Here is a 14,948-nt window from a genome sequence, read left to right as displayed (position 1 = left end):
TCGGGTTACGCGGGCAGGTCGATCAGGTCGGCGAGGCGCGCGCGGTGACGGTAGGCGGTGCCCAACGCGAGCTGATCGCTCTTCGCCCTCTTCAGATACAGGTGCGCGGGGTATTCCCACGTCATGCCGATCCCGCCGTGCAGCTGGACGCACTCCTCGGCGGCGTGGACGGCGACGTCACTGCAGTACGCCTGCGCGACGGCAGCCGCGACCTCGGCGTCCGCGTCGCCCCGGGCGGCAGTGTCCGCGGCGTAGCGGGCAGCGGCGGCCGCGGAGGTGACCTCGAGCCACAGGTCGGCGAGGCGGTGCTTGATCGCCTGGAACGACCCGACGGCGCGGCCGAACTGGGTTCGCTCCTTGACGTACGCCAGGGTCGTCTCGAAGCACCACTGCGCAAGCCCGAGTTGCTCGGAGGCGAGCAGTGCGGCACCGACGACGAGGGCGTCACGGACCGCCGCCGCGGCGTTGCCGTCGTCGATGCGGGTGGATGCGGCGGCGTCGAACGAGATATCCGACAGTGGCCGGGTCATGTCGAGCGCGAGCACGGGCATGACCGAGACGCCGGCGGTGCCGGCGGGAACCGTGTGCAGTTCGAGTCCACCCGGACCCTCGACCGGCACGATCAGGATGTCGGCCTCCGAGACGCCCGCGACACTGGTCACGGTGCCGGTCAGAGCGTCGCCGTCCCGGCGCACGGTCGGGGTGAACCGGCCCGGTGCGGTCGCGAGCCCGACCGTGAGCGCACCGGTGGTCGTCCCGTCGGCGAGTGCGCCGACCGTTCGCGTGTCTCCCACCTTCAGCAGCGCGACCGTCGCGAGTACGGCGCTGGAAAGGTACGGGACGGGCGCGACGGCACGTCCGATCTCCTCCATGACCACCGCAGCCTCGCGTGCGCTCGCGCCGGCGCCGCCCAGGTCCTCGGGGACGAGCAGGCCCGCCAGTCCGAGTTCGACGGCGAGGGATTTCCACACTCCGGAGAAGTCGGCGGGTGCCCGGTCGTACGCCCCGACCACCAGTTCCGGTGGGCAGCGGTCGGCGAGGAGGCGGCGGACGGAGTCGCGCAGGGCGTCTTCCGTGTCGGAATACAGCAGATCAGCGGTGCTCATCGGGGCAGGTCCTTCCAGGCGATGTCCTTGTCGACGCGATGCTCCGGCGGGAGGCCGAGGACGCGTTCTGCGATGACGTTGCGCAGGATCTCGGACGTGCCGCCCTCGATCGAGTTGCCTTTCGCGCGCAGGTACCGGTAGCCGGGTTCACGGCCGGTGAAGTCGACCTTGTCGGGTCGGCGCATGGTCCAGTCGTCGTACCGCAGCCCGGCCTCGCCGTGGAGTTCGATGTCGAAACCCGAAATGGTCTGCGCGAGCCGGGCGAAAGCCAGTTTCAGGCCGGATCCCTCCGGGCCGGGTTGCCCGGCCGCGAGTTGTTGCCGCAGGCGCTCCCCGGTCAGCCGGGCGACCTCCGCTTCGACCCACAGCCGCAGCAGTTCGTCGTGCATCGCCGGATCGCGGAGTTCGGGTTGCTCCCGCCAGGCCTGGGCGACCGGTCCGATCATCCCGCTCTCGCGGGCGGCCGCGGAACCGCCGATCGCCACCCGCTCGTTGTTGAGGGTCGCGGTGGCCACCCGCCAGCCCTGCCCCTCGTCGCCGAGCCGATCGGTATCGGGAATGTGGACGTCGGTGAGGAACACTTCGTTGAACTCGGCCTCACCGGTGATCTGCCGCAACGGCCGGACGTCGATACCGGTATCGCTCATGTCGCACAGGAAGTACGTGAGCCCGGCGTGCTTGGGCACCGTCGGATCCGTCCGGGCCACGAGGATCGCCATCTGTGCGTTCTGCGCCCCCGACGTCCACACCTTCTGCCCGTTGACCGTCCAGCCGTCACCCTCACGGACGGCTCGCGTCGCGACCGCGGCCAGGTCGGAGCCCGCCCCCGGTTCGCTGAACAACTGGCAGTAGATGTGCTCGCTGGTGAAGATCGGCCGCAGGTACTTCTGCTGTTGTTCCTCGGTGCCGAACGCGGCAATGGTCGGCGCGGCCATGCCCAATCCGATCCCGTTGCGGCCCTTGGCCGGACCGGGCGCTCCGGCGGCAGCGAGTTCGGCGTCGACCTGCGCCTGGAAGCTCTGCGGCAGACCGAGCCCGCCGCGCCCCGGCGGGAAGTGGACCCACGCGAGGCCGGCGTCGAATCGGGCTCCGAGGAACCCGGTCGGATCCGACAGGTCGTTCTGTTCGACGAGGGTCGCGACACGATCGCTGAGGTCGCGTGCGATCGCCTGTTCGTCAGTGGTCATGTTCCTCAGTCCTTCGGTCCGCCGGCGACGTAGATCACTTGTCCGGACACGAATCCGGCACCCTCACTCGCCAGGAACGACGCGGTGTTGGCGATGTCCTCGGGCTGCCCGACGCGGTTCACGGGGATCTGCGACGCCGCCGCCTTCTTGAAGTCCTCGAAGCCGACACCCACCCGCTCGGCGGTGGCGGCGGTCATCTCGGTCTCGATGAAGCCGGGCGCGATCGCGTTCGCGGTGACACCGAACTTGCCCAGTTCGATGGCAAGCGTCTTGGTGAAGCCCTGCATGCCCGCCTTGGCGGCGGAGTAGTTGACCTGCCCGCGGTTACCGAGCGCGGACGTGCTCGACAGGTTCACGATGCGCCCGAACCCGGCGTCGACCATGTGCTGCTGCACGGCCCGCGACATCAGGAACGCACCGCGCAGGTGCACGTTCATGACCGCGTCCCAGTCGTCGACGGTCATCTTGAACAACAGGTTGTCGCGGGTGATTCCGGCATTGTTGATCAGGATCGTCGGGGCACCGAGTTCGGTCGCCACCCGCTCGACCGCCGCGGCGACCGACGCCTCGTCGGCGACGTTCGCGCCCACGGCCAGCGCCCGGCCGCCGGCGGACTCGATGGCGTCGACGGTTGCCGCGCAGGCGGACTCGTCGAGGTCGAGCACGGCCACCGCGTACCCGTCGCTCGCCAGTTTCTTCGCCACCGCGGCACCGATGCCTCGTGCCGCGCCGGTGACGATTGCCGTTCTCTTCATGAATTTCTCCATCGTCGTTCGATCAGATTCCGGCCCGGGCGGCGATGTCGCACGCCTTGGCCACCAGGTCGTCGATGCGCTCGACGGTCGGGGTGCCCGCGGCCGCCTTGTTCTGCGGTTCGTCCCGCGCGCGGCGCATGACGCCCTCCGCGATGACCGCGACCTTCCACAGGCCGAGGACGTGCCAGAACGCGAGGGCTTGCGGGTCGCGGCCGGTCTCGTCGAGGTACACCCCGGCGATCTCCACCCGGTCCGGGAAACCGTCGAGGGTGGACGCGGGGAAGTCGCCGCCGGTGGTCTCGCCCGGCTCCGGCCAGTACGCGAGCAGGCTGCCGACGTCGGCGAGGGGGTCGCCGAGGGTGCACAACTCCCAGTCCAGGGCCGCGGTCACCTCCCCGGTCTCGTGGGAGGTGATGACGTTGCGCAGGTGGAAGTCGCCGTGCACCAGTGTCAGTTCCCGCTGCTCCGGCACCGAGGCGGCGAGCCGCCGCGTCAGGTCGTCGAGGGCGGGCAGCTCGCGGGTCTTCGACTTCTCCCACTGCCCCGACCACCGCTTGAGCTGACGCTGCGCGTACGGCTTGTGGCTGGCCAGGTCGGTCAACCCGGTCCGGTCGAGGTCCACCGCGTGGATCTTCGCGAGCGTCCGCGGCAGCGACAGACCGATCGCCCGGCGACGTTCCGCGGTCAGGGACTCCGCGATCGACATGCGATCGACGACCTGTCCGTCGACGAACTCCATAAGCAGCAGCGGTACCTCGCTCACCTCCGGGTCGTCGGTGAGTCCGAACACCCGCGGGGTGGGCACCACGGTGTCTTCGAGGGCGGAGAGGACCCGCGCCTCGCGGGCGACGTCGTGGGCCGACGCCAGCAGGTGTCCGAGGGGTGGGCGCCGGAGCACCCATCTGCCGCCCGCCCGGTCCTGGACCAGGTAGGTGAGGTTCGACTGGCCGAGTCCGATCCGGTCGAAGGTCAGCGGTCCGGCACTGTCGATGCCGAGCGTGCCGAACCAGCGGCTCACGGCCTCGGTGTCGATGCCGACGACGTCCACGCTAGACACCGAGCTGGGCCCCCTGCCGGAACGGGAGGGCGTCGCCGAGCAGTTGACCGCCGTCGATCACCATGGTTTCGCCGGTGATCCAGCTCGCGGCATCGGAGACGAGGAACGCGACCGCGGACGCGATGTCCGCGGGTTCGCCGATCCGCCCCAGCGCCGTGGACGCCGACACGGCCGGCTCGTGTTCCTTCCACAGCGCCTCGGCGAGCTTCGTCCGCACCACACCGGGAGCGACGGCATTGACCCGCACCCTCGGTGAGAGTTCCAGTGCCAGTTGCTTGGTGAGATGGATCAGCGCGGCCTTGGACGCGTTGTACAGACCGATGTTCGCCTCGAAGGCCATGCCGCCGATGGAGGCGGTGTTGACCACGGCGCCGCCGTGCTCGCCCATCCACGCCTTCGTGGCGAGCCCCGTCCACAGCACCGGAGCCCACAGGTTCACGTCGAAGGTCTTGGCGAATCGCGCGTGGTCCTGGTCGATGATCGGCCCGAACGACGGGTTCGTCCCCGCATTGTTGACCAGGATGTCCAGGCTGCCGAAGCGTTCGAGGGTGACGTCGACGCAGCGCCGGGCGGCTTCTTCGTCGACGGCGTGGGCGGCGATTCCGATCGCGGTGCCCCCGACCTCGGCCGCGGCGGCGTCGGCCGATTCCTCGGACCGTGAGGTGAGCACCACGTTGCCGCCGGCGGCCGCGATGGCCTTGGCGACGGCCAGGCCGATGCCCCGCGACGCGCCGGTGACGATCGCGGTGCGTCCGGTGAGGTCGAGACCGGCCATGTCAGCTCACCGCAACCTTGTGTCCGTTGGTGGAGGCGCTGACGGCGGTGTCGCGGTACTGCCGGAGTTCCTGTCGCGCGATGGCGCGCTTGTGGACCTCGTCGGGACCGTCCGCCAGGCGCAGGGTCCGCAGGTGCGCCCAGGCCATGGCAAGCGGGAAGTCGTCGGTGACGCCGGCCCCACCGTGCACCTGAATCGCCCGATCCACGATCTTCAACGCAATATTCGGAGCCGCCACCTTGATCGCCGCGATCTCCGTCCGCGCCTCCTTGTTCCCCACCGTATCCATCAGATACGCCGCCTTCAGCGTCAACAACCGGATCATCTCGATCTCGATCCGCGCCTCCGCAATCCAATCCTGAATATTCGCATTCTCACTGACCGGCTTCCCGAACGTCACCCGCGACGACGCCCGACGACACATCAACTCCAACGCCCGCTCCGCCATCCCGATTGCCCGCATGCAATGGTGAATCCGGCCCGGACCCAACCGCGCCTGCGAAATCGCGAAACCCTCCCCCTCGCCCTTCAACACATCCTTGACCGGAACCCGAACATCCGCGAAGTCGATCTCCGCATGCCCCTCACGATCCTGATACCCGAACACCGGCAACCCCCGCATCACCGTCACCCCCGGCGCATCGATCGGCACCACCATCATCGACTGCTGCCGATGCGGCGCCGCCGACGGATCCGTCTTCCCCATCACGATCAACACCCGGCAATTCCGATGCAACGCATTCGACGCGAACCACTTCCGGCCGTTCAGCACATACTCGTCACCGTCCCGGACCATCGACAACTCCACATTCGTCGCATCCGAACTCGCCACCGCCGGCTCCGTCATCGCGAACGCCGACGCCATCGTCCCCTCCAGCAACGGCATCAGATACTTCTCCTTGTGCTCGGCCGTACCGAACAACTCGAGCACCTCCATATTGCCCGTATCCGGCGCATTACAATTACACGCCTCCGACGCAATATGACTGCGCCCCATGATCTCCGCCAACGGCGCATACTCGAGATTCGTCAACCCCGCACCCGTCCCCGGATGCGGATGAAACAGATTCCACAACCCCCGACGCCGCGCCTCAACCTTCAACTCCTCCAACACCGGCGGCTGGAAATGCGGATCCCCCGACTCCCGCATCTGCTCCTCATACACCGCCTCCGCCGGATACACATGCGAATCCATGAACTCCAGCAGATCGGTCTGCAACTGCTGGGCGCGATCCGAGATGTCAAACAGGGACATGGGAACTCCTGACGGGTAGTGAGGGAAACGTGGGTGTGCGCTTGTCGAGGTGACTCTGTACGCCCTCGACGAGATCGGCCCCGCGGAACGCCTGCAACATCAGGCCTTCCGCTCGGGCCACGGACTCGGCGTAGGTGCCGTCCGCATCGTTCTGTAATTGGTCCTTGATGACGGCCATCGACGTCGGGGAGCAGTGCGTCGCCAGCTGTTCGGCATAGGCGACCGCGGCGTCGACGACCGAACCATCCGGCACGAGGTGGTCGACGAGTCCGATGCGCAACGCCTCCTCGGCATCGACCATGCGGCTCGACAGCAGCAGGTCGGTGGCGCGGCTGTGCCCCACGAGCCGGGGCAGAAGCCAGGAGATGCCGTATTCGGCGATCAGTCCCCGCTTGGCGAAGGCGGTCGTGAACCGGGCGGACGCCGAGGCGAACCGGACGTCGCAGTAGAGGGCCTCCACCATTCCGAGACCGGCGGCGACCCCGTTGATCGCCCCGATGAGCGGTTTGCGCAGTGTTGCGGGAAGGTCGCGGGGGTGCGGCCGGAGGAGGTCCGCTTCGGAGACGTCACCGACGGCCTGCAGGCGTCCGAGGTCGGCGCCGGCACAGAACCCGCGCCCGGCTCCGGTCGCGACGATCGCGCGGACGTCCGGGTCGTCCTCGGCGTCGCCGAGCAGCGTGAAGTACCGGTCCTCGAGGTCGTCGGTCCAGGCGTTCAGCTTGTCCGGCCGGTTGAACGTCAGCACCAGGACCGGTCCGCGCCGCTCGGCGAGGACCAGGTCTGCGTGCTCGGGGGTCACGCGTGCTCCAGCAGCGAACTCTGGTAGCGGCGCATCCCGCGCAGCCAGCGGTCGTAGTCGGATCCCTTCTGCCGGTACATGGTGAGGACGCTCTCGTGGGGCAGGATCAGGAACGTCTCCCGGTCCACGGCGTCGAGCACGATGTCGGCGACCTGCTCGGGCTGCAGCACGTCGCCTGCCGAGACGACGGCGCGGGTGGCCGCGACGCCGAGTGGATCACCCGAGTTCTCGCCGGAGCGCATCAACTTCGTCTCGACGCCCATCGGACAGAGGCAGCTGACGCGAACTCCGTTGTCCCCATACGTGACCGACAGCCATTCGGAGAACGCCACGGCGGCGTGCTTGGTGACCGCGTAGGTGGCCGAACCGATTTGAGTGAGGAGCCCGGCCGCGGACGCGGTCGACACGAAGTACCCCTCGCCCCGCTCGACCCACTTCGGCACGAGTTGCCGGGCGGCGCGGATGTGGGCGCGGACGTTGACGTCGATCGCGAGATCCCAGCCGGCGTCGTCGGCGTCGAGGCCGGGTGCTCCCGCGATGCCGGCGTTGGCGAAGTAGAGATCGACCGGGCCGAACTCGGTCTCCGCGCGATCGATGATGCGGCGGATCTGATCGGCGTCCGCGACGTCGGCGCCTTCGGCGACGGCCGTTCCGGGGTGACGTGCGTTGATTCCGTCCGCAACCGCGGCGGCGGCGTTCGGGTCGAGATCGGCGACCAGCACCGTGGCGCCCTGGTCGGCGAGACGGTCCGCGATCGCCCCGCCGATTCCGCCTCCACCGCCGGTCACGATGGCGACCTTCTGTGCAACCTTCACGAGGTGTCCTCTCCTTCGCCGTGCGTTGTGACTCGCGTCTCTCTTTTGTATAGTTGAATCCGTCGTCAAGTTCAAGTGTCGGAGTTCGGCGAACACCTCGAAGTTCGATGCAGCCAACGTGACACATCCAGGCCCCGCACCACCCGGAATTGAGGGAGACAGATGACTGACACCACCGCACTGCCCGTTCGCCCCGCGAGCTTCGACGAGCTCACGGCGTTGATCGGCAAGGAGCTGGGCCCCACCGACTGGCACGACGTCACCCAGGAACGAGTCAATGCCTTCGCCGACGCGACCGGCGACCACCAGTGGATCCACATCGATCCCGAGCGCGCCGCCGCCAGCCCACTCGGCGGCACCATCGCGCACGGGCTGTACAGCCTGTCTCTCGGACCGGCACTGTCGGCGACCCTGCTGCGGTTCGACGGTTTCGCCCACAGCCTGAACTACGGCTACAACAAGGTCCGTTTCCCCGCGCCGGTGCCGGTGGGTTCACGCATCCGGATGCGCGCCACCGTGCAGTCCGCGGAACAGGTCGGGGGCGGCATCCAGGTGACGATGAGTCAGGTCGTCGAGCGTGAGGGCTCCGACAAGCCGGTGGTCGTGTCCGAGTCCGTCGCCCGCGTCGTCGAGGCCGGATAACCGCCCGTGCCGTCGAGGCCGGAAAACCCTGTACCGCGTCGGAGGTTGACGACATGGCAAATGTGATCGATCCGGTGTCCCGCCACGCGGACGCCACTCCCGGCAACATCGCACTACGGGGTGCGGACAGCACCCTGACCTACGGACAGTTGCGCGACGCGAGCACCCGGTATGCGGGAGCACTCACCGAAGCGGGTCTGTCCCCCGGCGACAGAATTCTCCTGGCCGCACCCTCCGTGCCCGAGTTCGTGGTGGCGTATCTGGGAATTCAGTCGGCGGGGTGCGTCGTGGTCCCCGTGAACACGATGTCCACCCGGCCCGAGACCGAGTACGTTCTCACCGACGCCGGCGCCGCGCTCGCCGTCGTGTGGCACGAACTCGGGCCCGCGATCGGCGACGCCGCGTCCGCGTTGGGCATCCCCGTCTGGACGCTCGCACCCGACGCCGCGGCATCGGACGCCGAGCCGGTTCCCGTCGCCGAGCGGGACCGCGACGACACCGCCGCCATCCTCTACACGTCCGGCACCACCGGGCGGCCGAAGGGCGCGGAGCTGACGGTCGGGAACCTGCTGTCCGGCGGTGAGATCGGCGCCGAATGCAGTCGCGGTTCGACCGACGACCGGACGGGCACCGGGCTTCCGCTGTTCCACGTCTTCGGCCAGGCCTCGGTCATGATGGCGACGTTCACGGGCGGCGGGTCGCTGTCGCTGCTGGCCCGGTTCGACCCGGCCGCGATGCTCGCGCTCCTCCGACGCGACCGCCTCACGATCATGGCCGGGGTGCCGACGATGTGGAACGCGATGCTCCACGCCGCGGACGGCGCCGACTCGCAGGACTTCACGCAACTGCGCATCGCCATCTCCGGGGGCGCGTCGCTGCCGGGCGAAGTGGCCCGCGAATTCGAGTCCCGCTTCAGGTGCACCATCCTCGAGGGATACGGGCTCACCGAGACCACCGCGTTCGGCACGTTCAACGACATCGACCGCGGCGGAAAGATCGGCTTCACCGGACGCGCGGTTCCCCGGCTGGAGGTCCAGGTGCGGGACCACGACAACACCGCCTGCCCTCCCGGGACCGTCGGCGAGGTGTTCGTGAAGGGGGCGACCGTGATGAAGGGCTACTGGAACCGGCCGTCCGACACCGCGGCCGTCCTGGACTCGGACGGCTGGCTGCGCACGGGGGATCTGGGCGAGATCGATGCGGACGGGGATCTGCGCATCGTCGACCGGGTCAAGGACCTCATCATCCGCGGCGGCTACAACGTGTACCCGAGTGAAGTCGAGGAGGTGTTGTACACACATCCCGACATCCTCGAGGCCGCCGTCGTGGGTGTTCCCGACGACCACTACGGCGAGGAGGTGGCCGCGGTCGTGGCCACCGTCCCCGGTTCCGGTCTGGACGGCGGCGAACTGACCAGCTGGGCGCGGGAACGACTGTCTGCATACAAGATTCCCCGGATCGTCGCGATCGTCGATTCCCTCCCGAAGGGGTCGACCGGAAAGATCCTCAAGCGGTCGATCGACCGGACCGCACTGAAGAACGACGCACTGACCGCAGAGGTACCCGAAAGGTGAACACCGTGACATCCGTGAACAGGCAGGTCCGACTGGCGAAGCGTCCGGTCGGCCGTCCCGACGACTCCACCTGGGAGATCACCTCGGAACCGATCCCCGAACCCGCGGACGGCGAATTCACCGTGAAGGTGGACTACGTGTCCCTCGATCCCGCGATGCGCGGGTGGCTCGACGACGTGAAGTCGTACGTGCCGCCGGTGGCGATCGGTGAGGTGATGCGCACCCACGCCGTCGGCCGGGTGGTGGCGTCGAAGAACGCGAAGTTCCCGGAGGGACAGCTCGTCTCCGGACAGTTCGGCGTGCAGGAGTTCGCGCTCTCCGACGGCCGCGGCGCACTCGCCGTCGACGAGTCGCTCGCCCCGGCGCCGACGTGGCTGGGCGCGCTCGGGTTCCCGGGGATGACCGCCTACTTCGGCCTCACCGACATCGGCAAGCTGGAGAAGGGCGACACCGTGCTCATCTCGGGGGCGGCCGGAGCGGTCGGGAGTATCGCCGGGCAGATCGCGAAGTTGAAGGGCGCCACGGTGATCGGCATCGCCGGCGGCCCGGAGAAGTGCGCGTGGCTGACGGAGGAGCTGGGTTTCGACGCGGCGATCGACTACAAGTCCGAATCGGTCGGCAAGGCCCTGCGCGCCGCCGCACCGGACGGAATCGACATCTACTTCGACAACGTCGGCGGCGAGATCCTCGACGCCGCACTGGCCCGGCTCCGCAAGAACGCCCGGGTCGCGCTGTGCGGCGCGATCTCCGGATACAACGCCACCGACCCGCAGCCCGGCCCGTCCCGGTACCTGTCGCTACTGGTCAACCGGGCGTCGATGACGGGGTTCATCGTGTTCGACTACCTCGACCGGTTCCCCGAGGGCATGGACGCGATGTCGGAGTGGATCCGCGCCGGCGAGATCGTGACCCGCGAACAGGTCGCGACCGGGGGCGTCGAGGCCTTCGGCCGCACACTCAATCTGCTGTTCGACGGCGCCAACACCGGCAAGCTCGTGCTGGAGATCGGCAACCACTGACAGCACGCTCGGAAGGGCTCGTCGCGGCCGTCACCGTACTACGGTGGCGGCCGTACCCGTGCGACGACGAGATGACTAGGTAGGCCATGCGCGCGATCACCATTTCACGTTTCGGCGAAGTAGACGTCCTCGAGACGGCCGAGCTCGCCGTTCCGGAGCCGGGGCCCGGCCAGGTGAGTATCGACGTCTCGCACGCCGCGGTCGGGTTGGCGGACGTCCTCATGCGTCGTGGTGAGTTCGGCGGGACACCACCGATCGTGCCCGGCCTCGAGGTGGCGGGAACAGTGCGGGAAGTCGGTGCCGGCGTGCATCATCTGCGGGCCGGCCAGCCTGTCGTGACGCTCTCTCGCCCGACCGCGGGCGGCTATGCGGAGGTATCGGTGGCCGATGCGGCCATCACGATCCCGCTCGATTCCGTGGACCCTCGCCTCGATCCGCCCGAGGCGGTGGCGCTGGTCCCGAACACCACTACGGCGCTGCTGTCGCTGGAACTCGTGGGCAATGTCGGTCCGGGAAGCCAGGTGCTGATCCACGGCGCCGCGGGAGCCCTGTCGGGCATCACCGCACAGGTGGCCCGGCGGCTCGGCGCCGCGCAGGTGCTGGGCACGGTTCGGTCTGCCCGACGTGCCGCGGAGGCCGAGCGGTACGGATACGACCTGGTGGTGTCGAGCAACGGATTTCGCAGCGCCCTGTCGGACGCGGGCATCGATTCGGTGGACATCGTCGTGGACCCGGTCGGCGGCCGGTTGCGTGCCGAGAGCCTCGAGGTGCTCGCGCCGCTGGGCCGGCTTCTCGCCGTGGGCAATGCGAGCGGAGAGGACGACGTGCGAGTCGGTGCCAACGAGTTGTGGCTCGCCAACCGCGCCGTCCTGGGTTTCAACGTCGGCGGACTGCTGATGCAGGATCCGACCGCCGCGGAGGCCGCCGCGCGCCGCGCGATCGAGTGGGTGGCCGCGGGCACGGTGAGCATGCCGCACACCACGCTGCCGCTGGCGCAGGCCGCCGAGGCGCACCGCCTGCTCGAAGCCGGGGACTGCGAAGGCCGGATCGTGCTGACGGTGCCGAACTGACGGCTGTGGGGTGGCTGGGTCCCAGCCACCCCACGTCGCCTTGTAGTGCCGGTCAGTAGAACTGGGCGCCGGGTACGGCGGTGGGATCGTTCCGCACCTCGGCGGTGTTGGTCTCGCGGAGCTTCCACGCGCAGAGGAACGTGACCAGCCCCATCAGTGCGACGAAGACGGCGACGAACGTGGTGGTTCCGGTCTTGGCGATCAGCGCGGTCATGATGAACGGAGTGCCGCCGCTGACCGTGATCGCCGCCAGCTGGTACGCGAGGGAGGCCGCCGAGTACCGGACGTTGGGAGCGAACAGTTCACCCATGTACGCGGCGATCGGCCCGTATGTCATGGACTGGAAGACGCTGCCGACCGTGACGGCGATGAAGAACAGCAGCAGGTTCCGGGTGTTGATCAGCCAGAAGTACGGGAACGCCCACACGATGATCATCGCCGCGCCGATCAGGATCATCGGCCGACGCCCGATCTTGTCGGACATGTGCCCGGACCACAGCACGACACCGACCGTGAGTCCGGCGCTGAGCAGCGAGATCGCGAGCAGGTCGTTGCGCTCGAGCCCCAGTTCCGCGGTGCCGTAGCTGAGCACACCGGCGATGGAGATGTAGAACAGGGAGTTGGTGGCCGCGAGCAGGCCGCAGCCGAGCAGGATCTTGCGCCAGTGTTCCTTGATCGCCTCCGTCAGCGGTGCGCGGACGACGGTCTCGTTCTTCTTCTGCGCCTCCTCCTGCAGGTCCCGGAATTCGGGGGTGTCCTCGACCTTGGTCTGGATGTAGAGCACGACCGGGAACAGCAGTGCGCTCGCGAAGAACGGGATCCGCCAGCCCCAGCTGAGGAACGCCTCGTTCGAGATCGCCGCGGTGGCGCCGAGGAACACCAGGTTGCCGAGCAGGACGCCGAAGGAGACGCCCATCTGGCCGAAGGTCCCGGAGAATCCCCTGCGCTTGGGGCTCGCCGATTCGGTCAGCAGCAGGACGATCCCACCCCATTGACCACCGCACGCCAGGCCCTGGACGAACCGCAGGACCACCAGCAGGATCGGGGCCGCGACGCCGATGGTCGCGGCGCCCGGAAGGCAGCCGATGAGGAATGTCGCCAGTCCCATGAACAGCAGGCAGGTGACGACGGCCGGCTTGCGGCCGTACTTGTCGCCGAAGTGGCCGGCGACGAGGCCGCCGAGTGGGCGTGCGACGAAGCCCGCCCAGAACGTGCTGAACGAGAGCAGGGTGCCCATCAACGCCGACGAGTCGGGGAAGAAGACGTGGGGAAAGACCAGTGCCGCAGCGGTTCCGTACAGGAAGAAGTCGTACCACTCGATCGAACTGCCGACGAGTCCCGCCGCAAGCAGTTTCCGATGCGCACGCTTGCGCGAGACGGCTGTGTCGCCGGCTGCGTCCTTACTCGGCTGCACCGCGGATGTAGTCATCCGATCACTCCTCGGGATAGGTCTTCGTATGGATGTGGGAAACAGATTTTTCAGAACATGACGCCAACTTCAAGTCAGTGAGCGCTTGCTTAGTGTGTTTGAATAGCTGTGTGATGTCAATCACTCGAGGGGATTGATCTTGCCGGATCCCGCCGATGCGGACGAAGCTCGATGCGGCGGAGAGGACCACCGATGACCGAACTGCGAGACGACGTGTCCGCGACCGAGGAGCCGAGCCCTGGTCCGCCGACATCCGAGGAACGCCTGCTCCGGGCGGCGACGACACTGTTCTCCGACAAGGGTTTCGAAGCCACCCGCACGAGGGACATCTCCACCATGGCCGGGATGAGCCCCTCCGCGATGTACGTGCACTTCCCGTCCAAGGAAGATCTGCTGTTCCAGCTCGTCCGCCGGTCGAACGAGCGCGCGCTCGCGCTGGTGCTGAAGGCCGTGGCGCCGTTCACCGACCCCATCGACCGCGTCCGGGCACTGGTCCGCGAATTCAGCATCATGCACGCCCGGAACTTCCGCCGCGCGCGCATCGCCCAGTACGAGAGCAGGCATCTCGACCCCGAACACCGCGAGGTGGTCGCCGAGACCCGGCTCCAGATCCGGCTCGCGGCAATTCGAGAGGTGCAGAACGGGATCGATCAGGGGGTGTTCCTGATCCCCGACCCCCGCGTCGCGGTTCTGGCGATCATGTCGCTCGCGGTGGACATCTGCCGGTGGTACAGCCCCGACGGCGAATTCACGCCGGAGGAACTGGGCGACATCAACGCCGACCTCGTTCTGCGCATCCTCCACGCACCCGGCTACTGACGGTCCTCACACGCGGTCGGGGACGCGCAGCGCGTTCGTCCACATCCGCGCGAGTCCGGCGGTCAACTGCTCGAACGTGAGCGATCGCCGCTCGCTCGGCGGTCCGACGAAATAGCTGTAGGCCATCCTTCCGACCATGGCGGACAACGCCTTCGACGTCAGCATCGGGTCGAGCGAGGCGTCGGCGAGACCGCGGTCCTGCAGGTCGGCGATCGCACGCGCGTTGCGCCGGTAGAACGTTTCGTCCCGCGAGCGTTCCAGTTCGCGGAATGCGGGGTCGACGTGCGCGACCTGCTCGAGCAGGGCCAGCAGTCGCGCGTTCCGGCGGCACGCGTGCAGGTAGGCGCGGATGCTCGCCTCCACGACCGCGTGCACGTCGCCTTCGTCCGCGACCCGTCCCATGCCCGGATGCAGCAGGTCGTTCTGCGTCACCTCGACGACCGCCGCGAACGCCTCCTCCTTGTTGGTGAAGTAGGTGTAGAACGATCCGGTCGAGAGTCCGGCCTCCTTGCTGATGTCGACGAGACGGGCGTCGAGGTACCCCTCGCGCTCGAACACCACCCGGGCCGCGGCGACGAGACGATCGCGGGTGCGGACGCCCCGGGCCGTGACCGGTGGTGTGGGTGCAATTCGCGGGCGCGACATG

15 protein-coding genes are annotated in these 14,948 nt (G+C 68.3%); 5 read left to right on the top strand and 10 right to left on the bottom strand.

The window, feature by feature from the left end:
* Positions 1–5: 5 nt before the first annotated feature.
* Genes GO592_RS06810 through GO592_RS06775 form a run of 8 tightly spaced genes read right to left on the bottom strand, consistent with a single transcriptional unit; the run spans position 6 to position 7,749 of the window.
* Positions 6–1,106 (bottom strand): acyl-CoA dehydrogenase family protein, encoded by a 1,101-nt coding sequence (locus GO592_RS06810; protein WP_007300037.1) that lies wholly within the window; start codon positions 1,104–1,106, stop codon positions 6–8.
* Complete coding sequence (locus GO592_RS06805; protein ID WP_007300036.1) at positions 1,103–2,293, bottom strand: acyl-CoA dehydrogenase family protein; 1,191 nt, start codon at positions 2,291–2,293, stop codon at positions 1,103–1,105. Before GO592_RS06805 ends, GO592_RS06810 begins: the two co-directional genes overlap by 4 nt.
* 5 nt (positions 2,294–2,298) lie before the next feature.
* Positions 2,299–3,060: a 3-oxoacyl-ACP reductase FabG gene (gene fabG / locus GO592_RS06800; RefSeq protein ID WP_007300035.1), complete on the bottom strand. Its 762-nt coding sequence runs from the start codon at positions 3,058–3,060 to the stop codon at positions 2,299–2,301.
* A gap of 10 nt (positions 3,061–3,070) precedes the next feature.
* A complete protein-coding gene (locus tag GO592_RS06795) occupies positions 3,071–4,105 on the bottom strand; it encodes a phosphotransferase family protein (protein WP_039952659.1) in 1,035 nt (344 codons plus the stop codon).
* Positions 4,098–4,880 (bottom strand): SDR family oxidoreductase, encoded by a 783-nt coding sequence (locus GO592_RS06790; protein ID WP_007300033.1) that lies wholly within the window; start codon positions 4,878–4,880, stop codon positions 4,098–4,100. Before GO592_RS06790 ends, GO592_RS06795 begins: the two co-directional genes overlap by 8 nt.
* Position 4,881: 1 nt before the next feature.
* On the bottom strand, positions 4,882–6,135 hold the full coding sequence (locus GO592_RS06785; protein WP_172651225.1) for an acyl-CoA dehydrogenase family protein: 1,254 nt from the start codon (positions 6,133–6,135) through the stop codon (positions 4,882–4,884).
* Positions 6,122–6,934 (bottom strand): enoyl-CoA hydratase-related protein, encoded by an 813-nt coding sequence (locus GO592_RS06780; protein WP_007300615.1) that lies wholly within the window; start codon positions 6,932–6,934, stop codon positions 6,122–6,124. Before GO592_RS06780 ends, GO592_RS06785 begins: the two co-directional genes overlap by 14 nt.
* On the bottom strand, positions 6,931–7,749 hold the full coding sequence (locus GO592_RS06775) for an SDR family oxidoreductase (protein ID WP_007300614.1): 819 nt from the start codon (positions 7,747–7,749) through the stop codon (positions 6,931–6,933). Before GO592_RS06775 ends, GO592_RS06780 begins: the two co-directional genes overlap by 4 nt.
* Positions 7,750–7,911: 162 nt before the next feature.
* On the opposite strand from GO592_RS06775, the gene GO592_RS06770 reads away from it, so the two are divergent.
* The 4 genes from GO592_RS06770 (at position 7,912) to GO592_RS06755 (ending at position 12,054) form a co-directional block, all read left to right on the top strand.
* The gene (locus GO592_RS06770) at positions 7,912–8,391 is read left to right on the top strand and encodes a MaoC family dehydratase (protein ID WP_005252926.1); all 480 of its coding nucleotides are present in this window, start codon (positions 7,912–7,914) and stop codon (positions 8,389–8,391) included.
* Between the two features lie 53 nt (positions 8,392–8,444).
* Complete coding sequence (locus GO592_RS06765) at positions 8,445–9,965, top strand: AMP-binding protein (protein WP_007300613.1); 1,521 nt, start codon at positions 8,445–8,447, stop codon at positions 9,963–9,965.
* A gap of 5 nt (positions 9,966–9,970) precedes the next feature.
* Positions 9,971–10,984, top strand: a complete 1,014-nt coding sequence (locus GO592_RS06760; protein ID WP_039952833.1) for an NADP-dependent oxidoreductase — start codon at positions 9,971–9,973, stop codon at positions 10,982–10,984.
* Between the two features lie 86 nt (positions 10,985–11,070).
* On the top strand, positions 11,071–12,054 hold the full coding sequence (locus GO592_RS06755) for a quinone oxidoreductase family protein (protein WP_007300611.1): 984 nt from the start codon (positions 11,071–11,073) through the stop codon (positions 12,052–12,054).
* A gap of 52 nt (positions 12,055–12,106) precedes the next feature.
* Here the strand turns inward: GO592_RS06755 and GO592_RS06750 are convergent, their stop codons facing one another.
* Positions 12,107–13,483, bottom strand: coding sequence for an MFS transporter (locus GO592_RS06750; RefSeq protein WP_007300610.1), 1,377 nt, complete (start codon positions 13,481–13,483; stop codon positions 12,107–12,109).
* Positions 13,484–13,675: 192 nt separating this feature from the next.
* Between GO592_RS06750 and GO592_RS06745 the strand changes: the two genes are divergently transcribed.
* Positions 13,676–14,302, top strand: coding sequence for a TetR/AcrR family transcriptional regulator (locus GO592_RS06745; RefSeq protein ID WP_005568268.1), 627 nt, complete (start codon positions 13,676–13,678; stop codon positions 14,300–14,302).
* A gap of 6 nt (positions 14,303–14,308) precedes the next feature.
* Here GO592_RS06745 and GO592_RS06740 read toward each other — a convergent pair whose 3' ends face one another.
* Positions 14,309–14,947 carry a TetR/AcrR family transcriptional regulator gene (locus GO592_RS06740; protein WP_005252917.1) on the bottom strand — a complete coding sequence of 213 codons (639 nt, stop codon included), beginning with the start codon at positions 14,945–14,947 and terminating at the stop codon, positions 14,309–14,311.
* Position 14,948: the final 1 nt, after the last annotated feature.

Source organism: Rhodococcus sp. 21391, from assembly GCF_016772255.1.
In the GTDB taxonomy this organism is placed as follows: Bacteria; Actinomycetota; Actinomycetes; order Mycobacteriales; family Mycobacteriaceae; genus Rhodococcus_F; species Rhodococcus_F opacus.
This window is presented reverse-complemented; position numbering and strand designations above follow the sequence as displayed.

Coding starts and splice junctions, on each gene's coding strand:
- GO592_RS06765 (WP_007300613.1), top strand. CDS start 8,445: ATGGCAAATGTGATCGATCCGGTGTCCCGCCACGCGGACGCCACTCCC.
- GO592_RS06810 (WP_007300037.1), bottom strand. CDS start 1,106: ATGAGCACCGCTGATCTGCTGTATTCCGACACGGAAGACGCCCTGCGC.
- GO592_RS06755 (WP_007300611.1), top strand. CDS start 11,071: ATGCGCGCGATCACCATTTCACGTTTCGGCGAAGTAGACGTCCTCGAG.
- GO592_RS06790 (WP_007300033.1), bottom strand. CDS start 4,880: ATGGCCGGTCTCGACCTCACCGGACGCACCGCGATCGTCACCGGCGCG.
- GO592_RS06750 (WP_007300610.1), bottom strand. CDS start 13,483: ATGACTACATCCGCGGTGCAGCCGAGTAAGGACGCAGCCGGCGACACA.
- fabG (WP_007300035.1), bottom strand. CDS start 3,060: ATGGAGAAATTCATGAAGAGAACGGCAATCGTCACCGGCGCGGCACGA.
- GO592_RS06770 (WP_005252926.1), top strand. CDS start 7,912: ATGACTGACACCACCGCACTGCCCGTTCGCCCCGCGAGCTTCGACGAG.
- GO592_RS06745 (WP_005568268.1), top strand. CDS start 13,676: ATGACCGAACTGCGAGACGACGTGTCCGCGACCGAGGAGCCGAGCCCT.
- GO592_RS06785 (WP_172651225.1), bottom strand. CDS start 6,135: ATGTCCCTGTTTGACATCTCGGATCGCGCCCAGCAGTTGCAGACCGAT.
- GO592_RS06805 (WP_007300036.1), bottom strand. CDS start 2,293: ATGACCACTGACGAACAGGCGATCGCACGCGACCTCAGCGATCGTGTC.
- GO592_RS06740 (WP_005252917.1), bottom strand. CDS start 14,947: ATGTCGCGCCCGCGAATTGCACCCACACCACCGGTCACGGCCCGGGGC.